General features: G+C 66.0%; 14 protein-coding genes. 8 read left to right on the forward strand and 6 right to left on the reverse strand.

Annotated features, from left to right (window positions below; all coding sequences use genetic code 11):
• Nucleotide 1: 1 nt before the first annotated feature.
• Nucleotides 2-3,331, reverse strand: a complete 3,330-nt coding sequence (gene carB, locus GC146_RS01300) for a carbamoyl-phosphate synthase large subunit (protein ID WP_291833251.1) — start codon at nt 3,329-3,331, stop codon at nt 2-4.
• A gap of 218 nt (nt 3,332-3,549) precedes the next feature.
• Between carB and GC146_RS01305 the strand changes: the two genes are divergently transcribed.
• From GC146_RS01305 to GC146_RS01315, 3 genes are all read left to right on the forward strand, one after another.
• On the forward strand, nt 3,550-4,161 hold the full coding sequence (locus GC146_RS01305; RefSeq protein WP_291833254.1) for a hypothetical protein: 612 nt from the start codon (nt 3,550-3,552) through the stop codon (nt 4,159-4,161).
• Between the two features lie 66 nt (nt 4,162-4,227).
• Nucleotides 4,228-5,385: an aminodeoxychorismate synthase component I gene (locus tag GC146_RS01310; RefSeq protein WP_291833257.1), complete on the forward strand. Its 1,158-nt coding sequence runs from the start codon at nt 4,228-4,230 to the stop codon at nt 5,383-5,385.
• Nucleotides 5,346-5,981 (forward strand): aminotransferase class IV, encoded by a 636-nt coding sequence (locus GC146_RS01315; protein WP_291833260.1) that lies wholly within the window; start codon nt 5,346-5,348, stop codon nt 5,979-5,981. Before GC146_RS01310 ends, GC146_RS01315 begins: the two co-directional genes overlap by 40 nt.
• Here GC146_RS01315 and GC146_RS01320 read toward each other — a convergent pair.
• Complete coding sequence (locus GC146_RS01320) at nt 5,949-7,172, reverse strand: cyclopropane-fatty-acyl-phospholipid synthase family protein (protein WP_291833262.1); 1,224 nt, start codon at nt 7,170-7,172, stop codon at nt 5,949-5,951. The genes GC146_RS01315 and GC146_RS01320 overlap by 33 nt on opposite strands.
• Nucleotides 7,173-7,369: 197 nt before the next feature.
• On the opposite strand from GC146_RS01320, the gene aspS reads away from it, so the two are divergent.
• The gene (aspS, locus tag GC146_RS01325; protein WP_291833265.1) at nt 7,370-9,154 is read left to right on the forward strand and encodes an aspartate--tRNA ligase; all 1,785 of its coding nucleotides are present in this window, start codon (nt 7,370-7,372) and stop codon (nt 9,152-9,154) included.
• 6 nt (nt 9,155-9,160) lie between these two features.
• Here aspS and GC146_RS01330 read toward each other — a convergent pair whose 3' ends face one another.
• Nucleotides 9,161-10,000, reverse strand: a complete 840-nt coding sequence (locus tag GC146_RS01330; RefSeq protein ID WP_291833267.1) for an FTR1 family protein — start codon at nt 9,998-10,000, stop codon at nt 9,161-9,163.
• 5 nt (nt 10,001-10,005) lie between these two features.
• On the reverse strand, nt 10,006-10,356 hold the full coding sequence (locus GC146_RS01335; protein ID WP_291833269.1) for a cupredoxin domain-containing protein: 351 nt from the start codon (nt 10,354-10,356) through the stop codon (nt 10,006-10,008).
• Nucleotides 10,357-10,561: 205 nt separating this feature from the next.
• Between GC146_RS01335 and GC146_RS01340 the strand changes: the two genes are divergently transcribed.
• A complete protein-coding gene (locus GC146_RS01340; protein WP_291833272.1) occupies nt 10,562-11,944 on the forward strand; it encodes a DUF1800 domain-containing protein in 1,383 nt (460 codons plus the stop codon).
• Nucleotides 11,945-11,947: 3 nt separating this feature from the next.
• On the forward strand, nt 11,948-13,186 hold the full coding sequence (locus tag GC146_RS01345) for a DUF1501 domain-containing protein (RefSeq protein WP_291833275.1): 1,239 nt from the start codon (nt 11,948-11,950) through the stop codon (nt 13,184-13,186).
• A 12-nt stretch (nt 13,187-13,198) separates the two neighbouring features.
• Here the strand turns inward: GC146_RS01345 and GC146_RS01350 are convergent, their stop codons facing one another.
• Entirely contained in the window at nt 13,199-13,384 is a 186-nt protein-coding gene (locus GC146_RS01350) for a hypothetical protein (protein WP_291833278.1), read from the reverse strand.
• 123 nt (nt 13,385-13,507) lie between these two features.
• Nucleotides 13,508-14,236: a response regulator gene (locus GC146_RS01355; RefSeq protein ID WP_291833281.1), complete on the reverse strand. Its 729-nt coding sequence runs from the start codon at nt 14,234-14,236 to the stop codon at nt 13,508-13,510.
• Nucleotides 14,237-14,381: 145 nt separating this feature from the next.
• Between GC146_RS01355 and mce the strand changes: the two genes are divergently transcribed.
• Both mce and GC146_RS01365 read left to right on the forward strand, forming a co-directional pair.
• Nucleotides 14,382-14,786 carry a methylmalonyl-CoA epimerase gene (gene mce / locus GC146_RS01360; protein ID WP_291833284.1) on the forward strand — a complete coding sequence of 135 codons (405 nt, stop codon included), beginning with the start codon at nt 14,382-14,384 and terminating at the stop codon, nt 14,784-14,786.
• Between the two features lie 22 nt (nt 14,787-14,808).
• Nucleotides 14,809-15,084: a DUF1467 family protein gene (locus GC146_RS01365; RefSeq protein ID WP_291833287.1), complete on the forward strand. Its 276-nt coding sequence runs from the start codon at nt 14,809-14,811 to the stop codon at nt 15,082-15,084.
• Nucleotides 15,085-15,087: the final 3 nt, after the last annotated feature.

Consider the following 15,087-nt stretch of genomic DNA (forward strand, 5'->3'; position numbering starts at 1 on the left):
ATCAGGCCTGCAGGGCGCGCACGCCCACGTCGCCTTCCTCGCGGGCCTTCATCGCCAGTGCGGCGGCATGGCTGGCCGCTGCCGTGGTGAAATACGGGATCTTGTCGTAAAGCGCGACCGAGCGGATTTCGCGGCTGTCCTCGACGGCTTGCGCGCCTTCGGTCGTGTTGAAGACCAGCGCGATATGCCCGTCCTTCAGCCTGTCGACAATGGTCAGCCCACCTTCATAGACCTTGTTGACGGTCTCGGCGGCGACGCCGTTTTCCGTCAGCCACGCGGCGGTGCCGCGGGTGGCGACGATGGCAAAGCCCATGCTGACAAGTAGCCGTGCTGCCTCGAGCATTTGTGGTGTCTTGTCGGTATCGCGGATCGAGATGAAGACGGTACCCTCGGTCGGCAGGATGGTGCCAGCGCCCATCTGCGCCTTGAGGAAGGCGCGGGCAAAGCTGCGGTCCCAGCCCATCACCTCGCCGGTCGAGCGCATTTCGGGGCCAAGGATGGTATCGACGCCGGGGAAGCGGGCGAAGGGCATCACGGCCTCCTTCACGCTGAACCACGGCATGTCGGGATCGACCAGCGTCAGCGGGTCGCCCAGCGGCAGCGGCGTGTCATAGCTGACATTCTGGTAGGGCGGCCGATCGGGGAAATTCGACATCGGCTCGCCCGCCATCAGCCGCGCCGCGATCGACGCGATGGCCGAGTCGGTGGCCTTGGCGACGAAGGGCACGGTACGGCTGGCGCGCGGGTTCACCTCGATCAGGTAGACCTCGCCGTCCTTGACCGCGAATTGAACGTTCATCAGGCCGACCACGCCAAGGGCCAGCGCCAGCGCCTCGGTCTGTCGGCGCAACTCGGCGACGACGGATGCAGGCAACGTATGGGGCGGCAGGCAACAGGCGCTGTCGCCCGAATGCACGCCCGCCTCTTCGATATGTTGCATGATGCCCGCGACATGCACGCGCTTGCCATCGCAAAGCGCATCGACATCCACCTCGACCGCGCCGGCAAGGTAGCTGTCCAGAAGGACCGGACTGTCGCCCGACACGACGACCGCCTCGCGGATGTAGCGGCGCAGGTGGTCCATGTCGCGCACGATCTCCATCGCGCGGCCGCCCAGCACGTAGGACGGGCGGATCACCAGCGGAAAGCCGATGCTTTCGGCAATTTCCAGCGCCTGCTCATCGGTCGATGCGATGCCATTGACCGGCTGCTTCAGGCCGAGTTTCTGGACAAGTTGCTGAAACCGCTCGCGGTCTTCGGCAAGGTCGATGGCGTCCGGAGTGGTGCCCAGGATCGGGATCCCGGCCTCTTCCAGCGCATTGGCCAGCTTCAGCGGCGTCTGCCCGCCGAACTGGACGATCACGCCGTGCAGGGTGCCGTTTTCCTGCTCGACGCGCAGGATTTCCATGACGTGTTCAAAGGTCAGAGGCTCGAAATAAAGGCGGTCGGAGGTGTCGTAATCGGTCGACACCGTCTCGGGGTTGCAGTTGATCATGATCGTCTCGTAGCCCACGTCCGAGAGCGCGAAACAAGCGTGGCAGCAGCAATAGTCGAACTCGATCCCTTGCCCGATCCGGTTTGGCCCGCCGCCGAGGATCACCACCTTCTTCGCCGTGGTCGGCCGCGCCTCGCATTCGACCTCGCCCATCGCCGGGCTTTCGTAGGTGGAATACATGTAAGGCGTTTGCGCCTCGAACTCGGCACCGCAGGTATCGATCCGCTTGAAGACTGCTGTCACACCCAGCCGTTCGCGGGCGCGGCGGACCTGCCCCTCGGTGCGCCCTGTCAGCGTCGCCAGACGTGCATCGGTGAAGCCCATCATCTTGACCCGGCGCAACCCTTCTTCATTGACGGGCAGGCCGTCGCGGCGGATCGCGGTCTCGGCTTCGATGATCTCGCGGATGCGGGCGAGGAACCACGGATCGTACTTGGTGACGGCATGGATCTCGTCGTCCGTCAGGCCGTGCCGCATCGCCTGCGCGATCACGCGCAACCGGTCGGGCGTGGCCTTGGACAGTGCGGCGATAATTGCCGATTTCTCGGGCGCGCCGGCAATCGCGACCTCGTCGAAACCGGTCAGCCCGGTCTCCATGCTGGCCAGCGCCTTTTGCAGCGACTCGTGGATCGTGCGGCCGATCGCCATCGCCTCGCCGACCGACTTCATCGCCGTGGTCAGCTCGGCCTTGGCGCCGGGGAACTTTTCAAAAGCGAACCTGGGGATCTTGGTGACCACGTAATCTATGGTGGGTTCGAAGCTGGCCGGTGTCACTTTCGTGATGTCGTTGTCCAACTCGTCCAGTGTGTAGCCCACTGCCAGCTTGGCCGCGATCTTGGCGATCGGGAAACCGGTCGCCTTCGAGGCCAGCGCCGAGGAACGGCTGACGCGGGGGTTCATCTCGATCACCACCATGCGCCCGTCGGCGGGGTTGATCGCCCATTGCACGTTCGATCCGCCGGTCTCGACCCCGATCTCGCGCAGCACGGCGATCGAGCCGTTGCGCATGATCTGGTATTCCTTGTCCGTCAGCGTCAGCGCGGGCGCGACGGTAATGCTGTCGCCCGTGTGGACGCCCATTGGGTCCACGTTCTCGATGGAACAGACGATGATGGCGTTGTCGGCGGTGTCGCGCACCACCTCCATCTCGAATTCCTTCCAGCCCAGCAGCGATTCATCGACAAGGATCTGGCCCACCGGCGAGGCATCCATGCCAGAGCGGCAGTAATGCTCGTATTCGGCGCGGTTGTAGGCCACGCCGCCACCGGTGCCACCCAGTGTGAAAGCGGGGCGGATGATCGCCGGCAGACCGATATGCTCTAGCGCCTCCAGCGCGATGGCGACGCCCGCCTTGATGTCACGCTTGCCGTTGGGCAGCTTGGGCGCGGTCACGATTGTGGCCTTGGGGTTTTCCAGCCCGATCCGGTCCATCGCCTCGCGAAACAGCTTGCGGTCTTCGGCCATCTCGATGGCCTCGCGCCGCGCGCCGATCATTTCGACGCCGAATTTTTCCAGCACGCCCATGTCGGCCAGTGCCAGCGCCGTGTTCAGGCCGGTCTGCCCGCCCATCGTGGGCAACAGCGCGTCGGGCCGCTCTTTCTCGATGATCTTGGCCACCACATCGGGCGTGATCGGCTCGATATAGGTCGCGTCGGCCAGCCCCGGGTCAGTCATGATCGTGGCCGGGTTCGAGTTGACGAGGATCACCCGGTAACCTTCTTCGCGCAGCGCCTTGCAGGCCTGTGCGCCGGAATAGTCGAACTCGCAGGCCTGTCCGATGACGATGGGCCCGGCGCCGATAATCATGATCGACTTGATATCGGTTCTTTTCGGCATGGCGGCATTCCCCGGTGGCGGCGCGACGCAAATCGGACCGGGTTATAGGCAAGGGCCGGATGGGCGCAAGCGCAGACGCGGTCACGTGCTGCAATTTCATGCGACGGAGCGCGGCGCAAGGGCCCCGGCGCAGCGCGGCTCTGGGCAAAACGGGGAGGAACGCCTACCTTGTGGTGAAAGACGGGTGACACGACGATCGCGCGAAGGGATACGCGGGTATGGCTGCACGACCTTCCGGCTGGATCAGGCGCCCTGCGGATGGCGACAGCGTCGGTGCCGAGATGGTTTTTCCACTGGCAGACCAGTTGGCCGCCACCGAAGGCAAGGCCGCCGCACGTGCGCTGGAGGCCGAAATCTGGCCCGGCCGCCCACCCGATCGCGAGGCACCGGTTGATCAGGCCCGGGCCGTGGCCTTTCACCGCGCCGTGCAATCTCGCTTTGCTGACAATTACGCCAAGATCGCCACTGATGCCGGTCGCGAGGCGGCCGACCTGATCCTTGAACGCCGAATGTCGCCGCGCGCCCGGCGCCTTCTTTCTAATGCCCCTTGGCCGGTGGCGGCGTGGCTGCTGGGGCAGGCGATCCGTCAGAACGCGTGGTATTTCGTCGGGAGCGGGCGGCTCGACTTGCCGGGGCGGCTGGAACTGGAATTGCATGATGTGCCGCTGCTGGTCGGGGACGATCCGGCGCTTGCCTGCCGGTTTCACGTCGCGCTTTTCGAGCGGCTGTTCCAGCGCGTCGTCGACGAGCGTTTGCGGTGCTATGAAGGGATGCTCGGGCGGCCAGCCGCCTCGTGCCGGATCGCGCTTTACGCCGAAGAGATCGGCTAGGCCCCGCGCGTTTCCCGCCGCCGCGATGCCGTTTTCAGGGCTGCCTTTCGGAGCGCCGCAGCCTAGATGAGGCGCAGGCGGGGGCTGGGACAGGATGAAACAGCGGTGAGATTGCGCTTTGATCGCGGGCCAGAGGGAGAGGCCGCCGCCTTTGCCGCGCCCCTGCGTATCGTGCAGGCCGATACGGCTGCCGACGTGCCCGCCGCGCTGGCCGCCCTTGATGCCGCTCTGGCCGACGGCGCGTGGCTGGCCGGTTATGCCAGCTACGAACTGGGCTATGCACTGGAGCCGCGGCTGGCACCGTTGATGCCTGTACATCGTCGGCTGCCACTGATCCGCTTTGGCGTCTTTGACGCGCCCACCGCCCCGCCGCCACTGGCCGTGGGGCCTGCCGCACTTGGCCCGCTGGTTCCGCTCTGGTCGCCCGGCCGCTATGCCGCGGCCTTTGCCCGCGCGCATGACTGGATCGGCGCGGGTGACATCTACCAGACCAACCTCACCTTCCGCCTGCGCGGCCCTGCCACCGGCACGCCCGAGGCGCTTTACGCCGCGCTGGGCAAGGGGCAGGCGGTGGGCCATGGCGTGCTGGTGGAGCAGGAGGGGTTGCCCGCGCTGCTGTCGCGCTCGCCGGAACTTTTCTTCCGCGTCGATGCGCAGGGGCTGATCCAGACCCGGCCGATGAAGGGCACCCAGCCGCGCAGCGCCGACCCGGACGAGGATGCCCGCCTGCGCGCCTTCCTGCAGGCCGACCCGAAAAACCGGGCCGAGAACCTGATGATCGTGGACCTGCTGCGCAACGACCTGAGCCGCGTCTGCACCACTGGCAGCATCCGGGTGCCCGAGCTTTACCGGGTGGAAACCTATGCGACGGTGCACCAGATGACCTCGCTTGTCGAAGGGCAGCTGGAGCCGGGCACCGGGCTAGGCGCGATCTATCGCGCGCTCTTTCCCTGCGGCTCGGTCACCGGGGCGCCCAAGGTGCGGGCGATGGAGGTGATCGCGGAACTGGAAGAGGGCGCGCGTGATATCTACTGCGGCAGCATCGGCTGGGCCGCGCCGGACGGGCGGGCCGATTTCAACGTGGCGATCCGCACCCTGATGGTCGAGGATGGCATCGCCGACCTGTCGGTGGGCGGCGGGCTGGTCTGGGACAGCACCGCGGCCTCGGAATACGAGGAGGCGCTATGGAAAGCGCGTTTCGCGGCCCCCTTCCGGCAGGGCTGAAACTGATCGAGACGATGGGCTGGCGCCCGGGCGAGGGGGTGCGCTGGCGCGACCGGCACATGGCGCGGATGGCGGCCTCGGCCGCGCGGCTGGGCCTCTACTTTGAGGGCGCGGCGGCGGCACGGCTGCTGGACGCGCTGACGGGCGAGGGGGCGCTGCGGGTGCGGCTGACCTTGGGGGCCGACGGGTTCGACCTGACAACCGCGCCCCTGCCGCCCGCAAAGACGCAATGGCATCTCGCGCTGGCCGAGGAACGGCTTGAGCCGCACGACCCGTGGCTGGGGGTGAAGACGACGCAGCGCGCGCTTTACGACAGTGCCCGCGCCGCCCTGCCGCCGGGCATCGACGAGGTGCTGTTTCTCAACACCGACGGGCTGCTTTGTGAAGGCACCATCACCAATGTTTTCCTGACCATGCCCGACGGCGCGCACCTGACCCCCGCGCGGCGCGCGGGCCTGTTGCCGGGCATCCTGCGTGGCGTGTTGCTGGAACAGGGCTGGCGCGAAGCCGACCTGACGCTGGCCGACCTGCGCGCGGCGCGCGCCGTGGCGGTGGGCAACGCGCTACGCGGCCTGATCCCCGCGCGCCTTGCCTGAATAGAGGTAATCGCGCGTCAGCGGCACGGACCGCTGGTCGCGGGCAAGCTGGAACTGGAACACCACCTGGTGATCGTGCCGGAACGTCATTTCCGAGGCGATCAGGTAATACCGCCACATCCGGCAGAACCGGTCATCGTAAAGTGCGCGTACCTTGTCGATGTTGGCGTCGAACCGGTTGCGCCAGTGCTTGAGCGTTTCGGCATAGTGCAACCGCCAGACCTCGATGTCGCAAGGCATCAGGTCTTCCTTCTCCAGCACCTTCAGCACCTCGGACATCGAGGGGATGTAGCCGCCGGGAAAGATGTACTTGTCGATCCAGGGCGAGGTGGCGCTGGGCGGCGCGGTACGGCCGATGGTGTGGATCAGCGCAACCCCTTCAGGGGTCAGCAGGCGCCGGACGTGGCGGAAATACTCGTGGTAATGCGGCACGCCGACATGTTCGAACATGCCGACCGAGACGATGCGGTCGAAGGTTTCGGTCACCTGCCGGTAGTCCTGCAGCCGAAACTCGACCTGTCCCTCCAGCCCGGCCTCCTTCGCGCGCTGGGTGGCCACGCCGTGCTGTTCGCGCGACAGCGTCACGCCCACCACCTTCGCCCCGAAATCGCGCGCCAGCGTCAGCGCCATGCCGCCCCAGCCGCAGCCGATATCCAGCACGCGCATCCCCGGCTCCAGCATCAGCTTGCCCGCGATATGCGCCTTCTTCTGCGCCTGGGCCTGTTCAAGGCTGTCCTCGGGCGTCTTGAAATAGGCGCAGGAATACTGCCGGTCGGTATCGAGAAAGAGGCTGTAAAGCTCGCCCGACAGGTCATAGTGATGCGCCACGTTGCGCTGGGCGCGCGGCGCTGGGTTGAACTGGTGAAACCGGCGCAGCGCCTTGCGCCCCAGCACGGTGGGCATCTGCATCCACGTGGGGCCCGTGGTCGCCGAATTCTTGACTGCCAGCGCGATGAATCCTTCCAGATCATCGCCATCAATCGTCAGGTCGCCGTTCATGTAGCCTTCGCCGACGCCCATGTCGGGGTTCAGGCAGATCCGGCGCAAAATTGCAGGGTCATGCACCTCGACGGTGATGGGGGGCGTGTCGTCCTTGCCGTAATGGCGGACCCGTCCACCGGGCAGCCGCACATCCAGTCGGCCGATCACGATCATGCGCCTTAACATGGCGTCCAGCAAATTTTCCCACATCGACCACCTTCCTTCGCGCCCGCTGCGGGCGCTATGACGATTGTTCTTGAGGTTTTGCGCGAACGGGGCCGAACTTGGTCAAGCTTGGGCGGAATGTAAAGGCCATTGGCCCCGCGATGGGGCAGGGCGTGCTTGACTTCCCAAGGCGGGCAAGGTGTATCGGCGCGACGAATGACCGCCCCGAAAGGACGCCCAAGATGCATGCCTACCGCAGCCATACCTGTGCCGAACTGACTAAGGCCGATGTTGGACAGACGGTGCGCCTGTCGGGTTGGGTGAACCGCGTGCGCGACCACGGCGGCATCCTGTTCATCGACCTGCGCGACCATTACGGCGTCACACAAGTGCTGTGCGACCCCGACAGCCCGGCCTTTGCTGCGGTCGAGAAGGTGCGCGCCGAATGGTGCATCCGCATCGACGGCGAGGTGAAGGCACGCGACGCCGCGTTGGTGAACCCCAAGCTGCCCACCGGCGAGATCGAGGTCTTCATCCGCGAGATCGAGGTTCTGGGCGCGTCGGCCGAATTGCCGCTGCAGGTCTTCGGCGATCAGGATTACCCCGAGGAAACCCGCCTGCGCTATCGCTACCTCGACCTGCGGCGCGAGGCGATGCAGGACAACATGAAACTGCGCTCGGACGTGGTGCGCTCGATGCGGCAGCGGATGTGGGACAAGGGGTTCCGCGAATACCAGACGCCGATCATCACTGCCTCCAGCCCCGAGGGCGCGCGCGATTTCCTGGTCCCGAGCCGCCTGCATCCGGGCAAGTTCTATGCCCTGCCGCAGGCGCCGCAGCAGTTCAAGCAGCTGATCATGGTCTCGGGATACGACAAGTATTTCCAGATCGCGCCGTGCTTCCGCGACGAGGACCCGCGCGCCGACCGTTCGCCGACGGACTTCTACCAGCTCGACCTCGAGATGAGCTTTGTCACCCAGCAGGACGTTTTCGACACCGTCTCGCCGGTGATCGCGGGCGTTTTTTCCGAGTTTGGCGGCGGCAAGAAGGTGGACGCGCCAGAAACCTGGCCGCAGATCAGCTACCGCGATGCGGCGCTGTGGTACGGCACCGACAAGCCCGACCTGCGCAACCCGATCAAGATGCAGGTCGTGTCCGAGCATTTCCGTGGCTCGGGCTTTGCGATCTTCGCCAAGCTGCTGGAGCATGAGGGCAACGAGGTGCGCGCAATCCCCGCGCCCACGGGCGGCAGCCGCAAGTTCTGCGACCGGATGAACGCCTTTGCCCAGAAGGAAGGGCTGCCGGGGATGGGCTATATCTTCTGGCGCAAGGCCGAAGACGGCACGATGGAGGCCGCCGGCCCGCTGGCCAAGAACATCGGCCCCGAGCGGACCGAGGCGATCCGTCAGCAGCTGGGCCTCGATGTCGGCGATGCGGCCTTCTTCCTGGGCGGCAAGCCTGCCGCCTTCGAAAAGATCGCTGGCAAGGCGCGCACCGTCATCGGCGACGAGCTGGGCCTGACCGAGAAAGACCGCTTCGCCTTTGCCTGGATCGTCGACTTTCCGATCTACCAGAAGGACGAGGAAGGCGGTTACGAGTTCGAGCACAACCCCTTCTCGATGCCGCAAGGGGGCATGGAGGCACTGTCAGGCGATCCGCTGGATGTGCGCGGCTTTCAGTATGACCTTGCCTGCAACGGCTATGAGTTGGTCAGCGGCGCGATCCGCAACCACAAGCCCGAGATCATGTTCAAGGCCTTCGAGATTGCCGGTTACGGCGAGGACGAGGTGCGCCGGCGTTTCGGCGGCATGGTCAATGCGTTCCAGTTCGGCGCCCCGCCGCACGGCGGCTGCGCGGCAGGTATCGACCGCATCGTGATGCTGCTGGCCGACACCGCCAATATCCGCGAGGTCATCATGTTCCCGATGAATCAGCGCGCCGAAGACCTGATGATGGATGCCCCCTCGGCACCCACCAACGATCAGTTGCGCGAATTGCGCCTGCGGGTGCTGCCGAAGGAAGAGTGATCCTGCTCAGCCGTGGCTGGCGGCAGCACGCGCTGCCCGCCAGTCTTGCAGCCGCAGCAGGCCCATGACGCTGCCCCAGTAGACCAACCACGAGCCAAGCGTCACCATGTCAGGCTGCGCGCGGTATCCGGTCAGGGCCGAGATCACGCCGCCGATCCGGGCGCCATCGTCCAGCAGCCAGGACGTGTCCCAAAGCGGCATGCCATAGGGGAGCCATCCCAATGAGACCATGCGGCCGACGCCATCGGTGAACAGCGCGCATCCCAGAAGCAGCAAGACCACCTCGGACACCTTGAAGAAGCGCCGCCATGGCAAGAACCGGCTGCCCAGTTGCAAAAGCGCGAAGGTGCCCAGCGCGGCGACAAGACCAACGCCCGCCGCCAGCACCGCACCGACAACCTGACCAGATCCCGACCCGGCCATGATACCGTAAAGAAACACCACCGTTTCGCTGCCCTCGCGTGCCACGGCAATGGCGGCAAGGAAGAAGACGGTCCACCACTGGTTGCGCTGCACCGCGACCGACAGGCCTTCTTCAAGTTCGCGCTTTAGCGTGCGGCCGTGGCGGCGCATCCACGCCACCATCTGCACGATCAGAACCGCGGCGATCAGCAGCATCGCCATCATCAGGTAATCCTGCCGCTCGCCGCCGAAGTAGTGAGCGAACCCAAGGATCAACAGCGCGAAGAGCAGCGCGGTTGCCACACCCGCCGCAACGCCGCCCCAGAGGAACGCCGCTGCGCGACCCGCGGCACGATTGCGCGCCAGCCATGAACTGAGGATGCCGATGATCAGCAGCGCTTCGATGCTTTCGCGCCAGATGATGAAGATGATCTGTCCGCTCATCGGCGTTACTCCTGCCCGACGACGATCACGCCATGGGCGCTGTCCATGTCCTCATGGAACTCGTCAACGAAATCATACTCACCCGCGGGCAATCCGCGCAGCGAAAACTGCGTCTCTGTCCCGGGAGCCACTATGATTTCCTTGCGCAGACGCTTGCTTTCGAATTCTGCCGCCGTGGTGCCAGTGTTGCGCACGACGATCGTGACAGTGGCACCTGCGGCCAGTTCCAGACGCTGTGGGGCCACGACACCGTCTGTCATCTCGATGACCAATGGGGCGTCACCTTCGGCGCGCAAGGCGGCTGGGGCGGCTAGGGCAAGGGCGACAAGCAGGGATTTGAACAATACGCGGAACATGAGACCTTCATCCTCGGGACTGATGAGGGAGTGATACCTGATAGAAGAACTCGGGAAAAGAGAAAATTTCCGACAATATCACTCGGGATAAGCGTTCGGTCCGCGCAACTTTCCGCGAAGGGCCCATGCTGCCCCTGCCGTGATGGCGGGGGGCATGCTACGATTATTCTCTCAGAGGGCGATACAGAGGATGGTGCGAGGCATCATGAGCGCCACATCCACCCTTGCCGCCACCCGATTCGGCACAGGTCTGTCGCCCACGGTCCCGCCGCCCTCCGATGCCGCTGCGATCCTTTCCCGATTGGCCGGGCCCGATACCAGCGCCGCCAAATGGCCGATCCCCACCTATTCGGCGGCGCATCCGAACCTTGTTGAAATGAACACGCTCTTGCGCGCCGTCCACGCGGCGCGCGGGCAGGGACATGCGGCAGAGGCGGCGGCGCGCCTGCCCCTGCGCGATGCCTACGTCAAGGCGCGCGCGTTGCGGGCGGCCACGTTGCAGGCCACGCTGGTGCGCGGCGCAGCGGGCGACGACGGCTTTCGCGAGCGGCTGACATGGTTCTGGGCCGACCATTTCACCACACGGGCAAAGAACGGCAAGCTGCAGCACCTTGTGACACCTTATGTCGAGGAAACCATCCGCCCGAATATGGCCGGGTCATTCGCCTCGCTGCTGCGTGCGGTCGTCACCGCGCCGATGATGCTGATGTATCTCGACCAGGTCAGTTCGATCGGGCCGGACAGCCCGGTTGGCCGCCGTTCTGACAAGGGCCTGAACGAGAACCTCGCGCGCGAACTGATGGAACTGCACACGCTGGGCGTCGATGCCGGCTATACGCAGGATGATGTGCGCGAGATGGCCCAGTTGCTGACCGGGCTCAGCTACACCGCCGAGCGCGGCTTTTTCTACGCTCCTGCGCGGGCAGAGCCGGGGGCCGAGACGGTGATGGGCGTTACCTACGGCGCGGCCTCCAACCTTGCGACGGTTTACAAGGCCATCGACGATCTGGCCGTTCATCCCGCGACGGCGCATCACATCAGCACCAAGCTGGCCCGCCACTTCGTCGCCGATGACCCCGACCCGGCGCTGGTCGCCGCGATGGTGGCGGCATTCATCGCATCGGACGGCGACCTGCCCAGCGTCTATGCGGCGATGCTTGATCATCCGGCGTCGTGGGTGATGCCTGCGCAGAAGGTCAAGCGGCCGCTGCATTTCGTGGTCTCGGCACTTCGCGCCCTTGAGGTTGCGCCAGAACGGCTTCTGGCGCTCGACTACCGGCTGACGCAACGGCTTGTGGTGGTGCCGATGGGGATAATGGGGCAGGCGTGGGAACAACCCACCGGTCCCAACGGCTGGCCCGACGAGGCCGCGGCATGGCTGACGGCCCAAGGTATTGCCGCGCGAATCAACTGGTCCATGCAGGTGCCTGCGCAGCTGCGCGACGTGCTGCCCGATCCGCGCGATTTCGCGACCGTGGCGTTGGGCCCAGACATACCCGACACCGTGCGCTTTGCCGCCGCGGCGGCAGAGACGCGGGCCGACGGCGTGGCGCTGGTGCTGCTCTCGCCCGCCTTCCAGAGGAGTTGAGCCATGTTGACACGCCGCCGCCTGTTGCTGACCGGGGCCGCACTTGGCTGCTCGGCGGCGGCGTCGCCTTGGCTGACGCCAATCGTGCTGGCCGATGCGCCATGGCAGAGCCGGCTGGTCGTGATCGTGCTGCGCGGTGCCATGGACGGGCTGGACGCGGTGCAGCCGGTGGGTGACCCGGCCTTTGCAGGATTGCGCCCGACGCTGGCCGCCGGTGACGCTGCGCTGCCGCTTGACGGTTTTTACGCCATGCATCCGGCGCTGGCCCCGCTGATGCCGCTCTGGCGAAAGGGCGAGCTTGGCTTTGTCCATGCCGTCTCGACACCCTATCGCGACAAGCGCAGCCATTTCGACGGGCAGGACATTCTGGAGGCCGGGGTCGCCGGCTTGGGCACCGGCGTGCGTGACGGCTGGCTGAACCGGCTGTTGCAGACAACACCGGGAATGGCTGCGGAAACCGCCTATGCGGTGGGTGTGGACGAAATGCTGATCCTGACCGGCAAGGCACCCTACTTGCACTGGGCGCCGCAGACCCGGCTGGACCTGTCGGCGCAGGCGCAACGGCTGCTGGGGGTGCTCTATCAGAACGATCCGCCGTTCCGTGCCGCGGCGGACGAAGCTGTTCGCATTGCTCAGGACATTGCCATGAGCGACGGTGACACCGATGCAGCGATGCCGGGCCCCGATGGGGCCGATGGCACCGGTATGTCCGCAATGGCGCCGCCACCTGCCCGCGCCCCGGCGGTGGCCGATCATGTGCAGTTGGCGCAATTCGCCGCTGCGCGATTGCGCGGGACCACCCGGATCGCCAGCTTCTCGCTCAGCGGGTGGGACAGTCATGTCGGCCAGAGCGGGGTGATGAAGCGGATGTTGGGCAAGCTGGCCGAGACGATCCTGGCACTGAAGGCGGGGCTGGGGGACGACTGGGCGCGAACGGGCGTGATCTGCCTGACCGAGTTCGGGCGCACCGCCTACGAGAACGGGACACGTGGCACCGATCACGGCACAGGCGGCGTGATGGTCTATGCCGGGGGCGCGTTGAAGGGCGGGCAAGTGGCGGGTAGCTGGCCGGGGCTGGCCGAGGCGCAACTGTACGAATCACGCGACCTGATGTCGACGCGCGATGTTCGCGCCCATGCGGGCTGGATCATGCGGGGGCTTTTCGGGGTCGAGACCGGGGTGATCGACCGGGTGATCTTTCCCGGTGTCGATCTTGGTACGGATCCGCGACTAGTGCTTTAGGGGCCGCGACCGTCAGACGGCGGCGTCTTGCGCGGCGGTGACGGCGGCAGGCGCTTGAGAGGTTCGTGTTGCGGCGCCGGGCAGGATTGTGCCGACGATCGCCAGCGCCAGAAGCAAGGTTCCAGTCATCAGAACCATCCAGTCGATGCGCGCATCCCCGGCATCAGTATGGCAGTAACGTTCCAGCAGGCGATCCATCTTGCGCTGTCCTCTTTCTCGGCGCGGCCCGGCAGACAGATCATGCCGTCGGACCATGCCCGACACTGGCAAGTCGATGCGGCACGATCTGGGCAGGGTTTGGGTGATTTGCGGGCCGTGGCGCTAGAACGGCCCGGGCCGGGCCAGCCGCTCCTCGACCAGTGCGCTCAGGCGCGCCAATGCAGGGTGAAGCGCGGCACCCGTGCGCCGGCGTGCGGCGACCCGACCTACCGCGTCGCCCAGAACACGGTCGTCGGCGCTGCGTGCAACCCCGCCAAGGAACTGGGTCAGGTAGTCCACCGTTCCGCTTGCAGGCTGTCCGCGCAGCCGGTCCGAGGCTAGCCGCAGGTCATCCCGAAAGGCCATCGGATCCGGTCGGATCGTTTCGATCCGCGCGGGCACCGGTCCTGCCTGGGTTCCCAGCGGCCTCATCTCCGGTGGCAGATGGGCCAACAGCGTCGCCTGAAAAGAACCGAGACTGGTGATGGGTTTGGGCAGGAATCCGTCGGCCCCGGCCGCCAGCGCCCGCGTCTCACCCCCCGGATCGCCGCTGGTGCCCAGCAAGGCCGGGATACGGGGCACGGCGCGGGCGATTTCGGCAATCAGATCCTCGCCCGCGCCATCGGGCAGGCCAAGGTCCACGATGACCACGGCCGGACGATACACACCCAAGTGCCGCCGTCCTGCCGCGATGCTGTCGGCGCGCCGTAGCCGGGCGCCGGACCGCTGGCACAAAAGCCGCATCGCCTCGCTGGCGAAACGGCTGTCCTCGACAGTCAGTACGGTCAGGCCGAAAAGCGGCCGGTCGGGCGGCGCGGGCCGCTGCATGAGAAAGGCGTCGATCTCGTCCATGGTTATGTCCCCCGGGGATTGGTGATGGCAGTCACGCAGCCGAGTGAACACCGGCGAGGTTAATGAAGTCCCAACGTGGCTGCGCCCCGGTTGCCTTGCGCGCACGCCCGGCCTACATCGGGGCAACCCCAGAAGGAGCCTCACCATGATCGGCCGCCTCAACCATGTCGCCATCGCCGTGCCGGATCTGCCCTCCGCCATCGCGCAATACCGCGACGCGCTGGGCGCCGAAGTGGGCGCGCCCCAGGACGAACCCGACCACGGGGTGACGGTGGTCTTCATCACCCTGCCAAACACCAAGATCGAGCTACTGCATCCGCTGGGCGAAGGTTCGCCCATCGCGGGGTTCCTGCAGAAGAATCCGTCAGGTGGCATCCACCATGTCTGCTACGAGGTCGAGGATATCCTCGCCGCGCGCGACCGCCTCGCCGCCACCGGCGCGCGGGTGCTGGGCGACGGCACGCCCAAGATCGGCGCGCATGGCAAACCGGTGCTGTTCCTGCATCCGAAGGATTTCAACGGCTGCCTGATCGAGCTGGAGCAGGTCTGATCGTAACCCGAAAGGCCATTAAATGAACTGGTTCTCCGCAATCATCCTGCTCGCCGTCACGTGGTGGCTGGTCTTCTTCATCGTGCTGCCGCTACGGCTGGTCACCCAAGGCGAGGATGGCAAGGTCGAGCACGGCACGACGGCCTCGTCGCCGGCCAGTTTCAGCTTTCGCCGCAAGGCGAAGATCACCACGATTTGGGCCTTGCTGATCTGGGCGGGCCTCTGCGCGATCATCGTATCGGGTGTGATCACGCTTCAGGATATCGACCTCTTCCACCGCTTCAACCCGCCGCACTGAGGC

The organism is Limimaricola sp. (genome assembly GCF_016125575.1).
Classification (GTDB): domain Bacteria; phylum Pseudomonadota; class Alphaproteobacteria; order Rhodobacterales; family Rhodobacteraceae; genus WGLM01.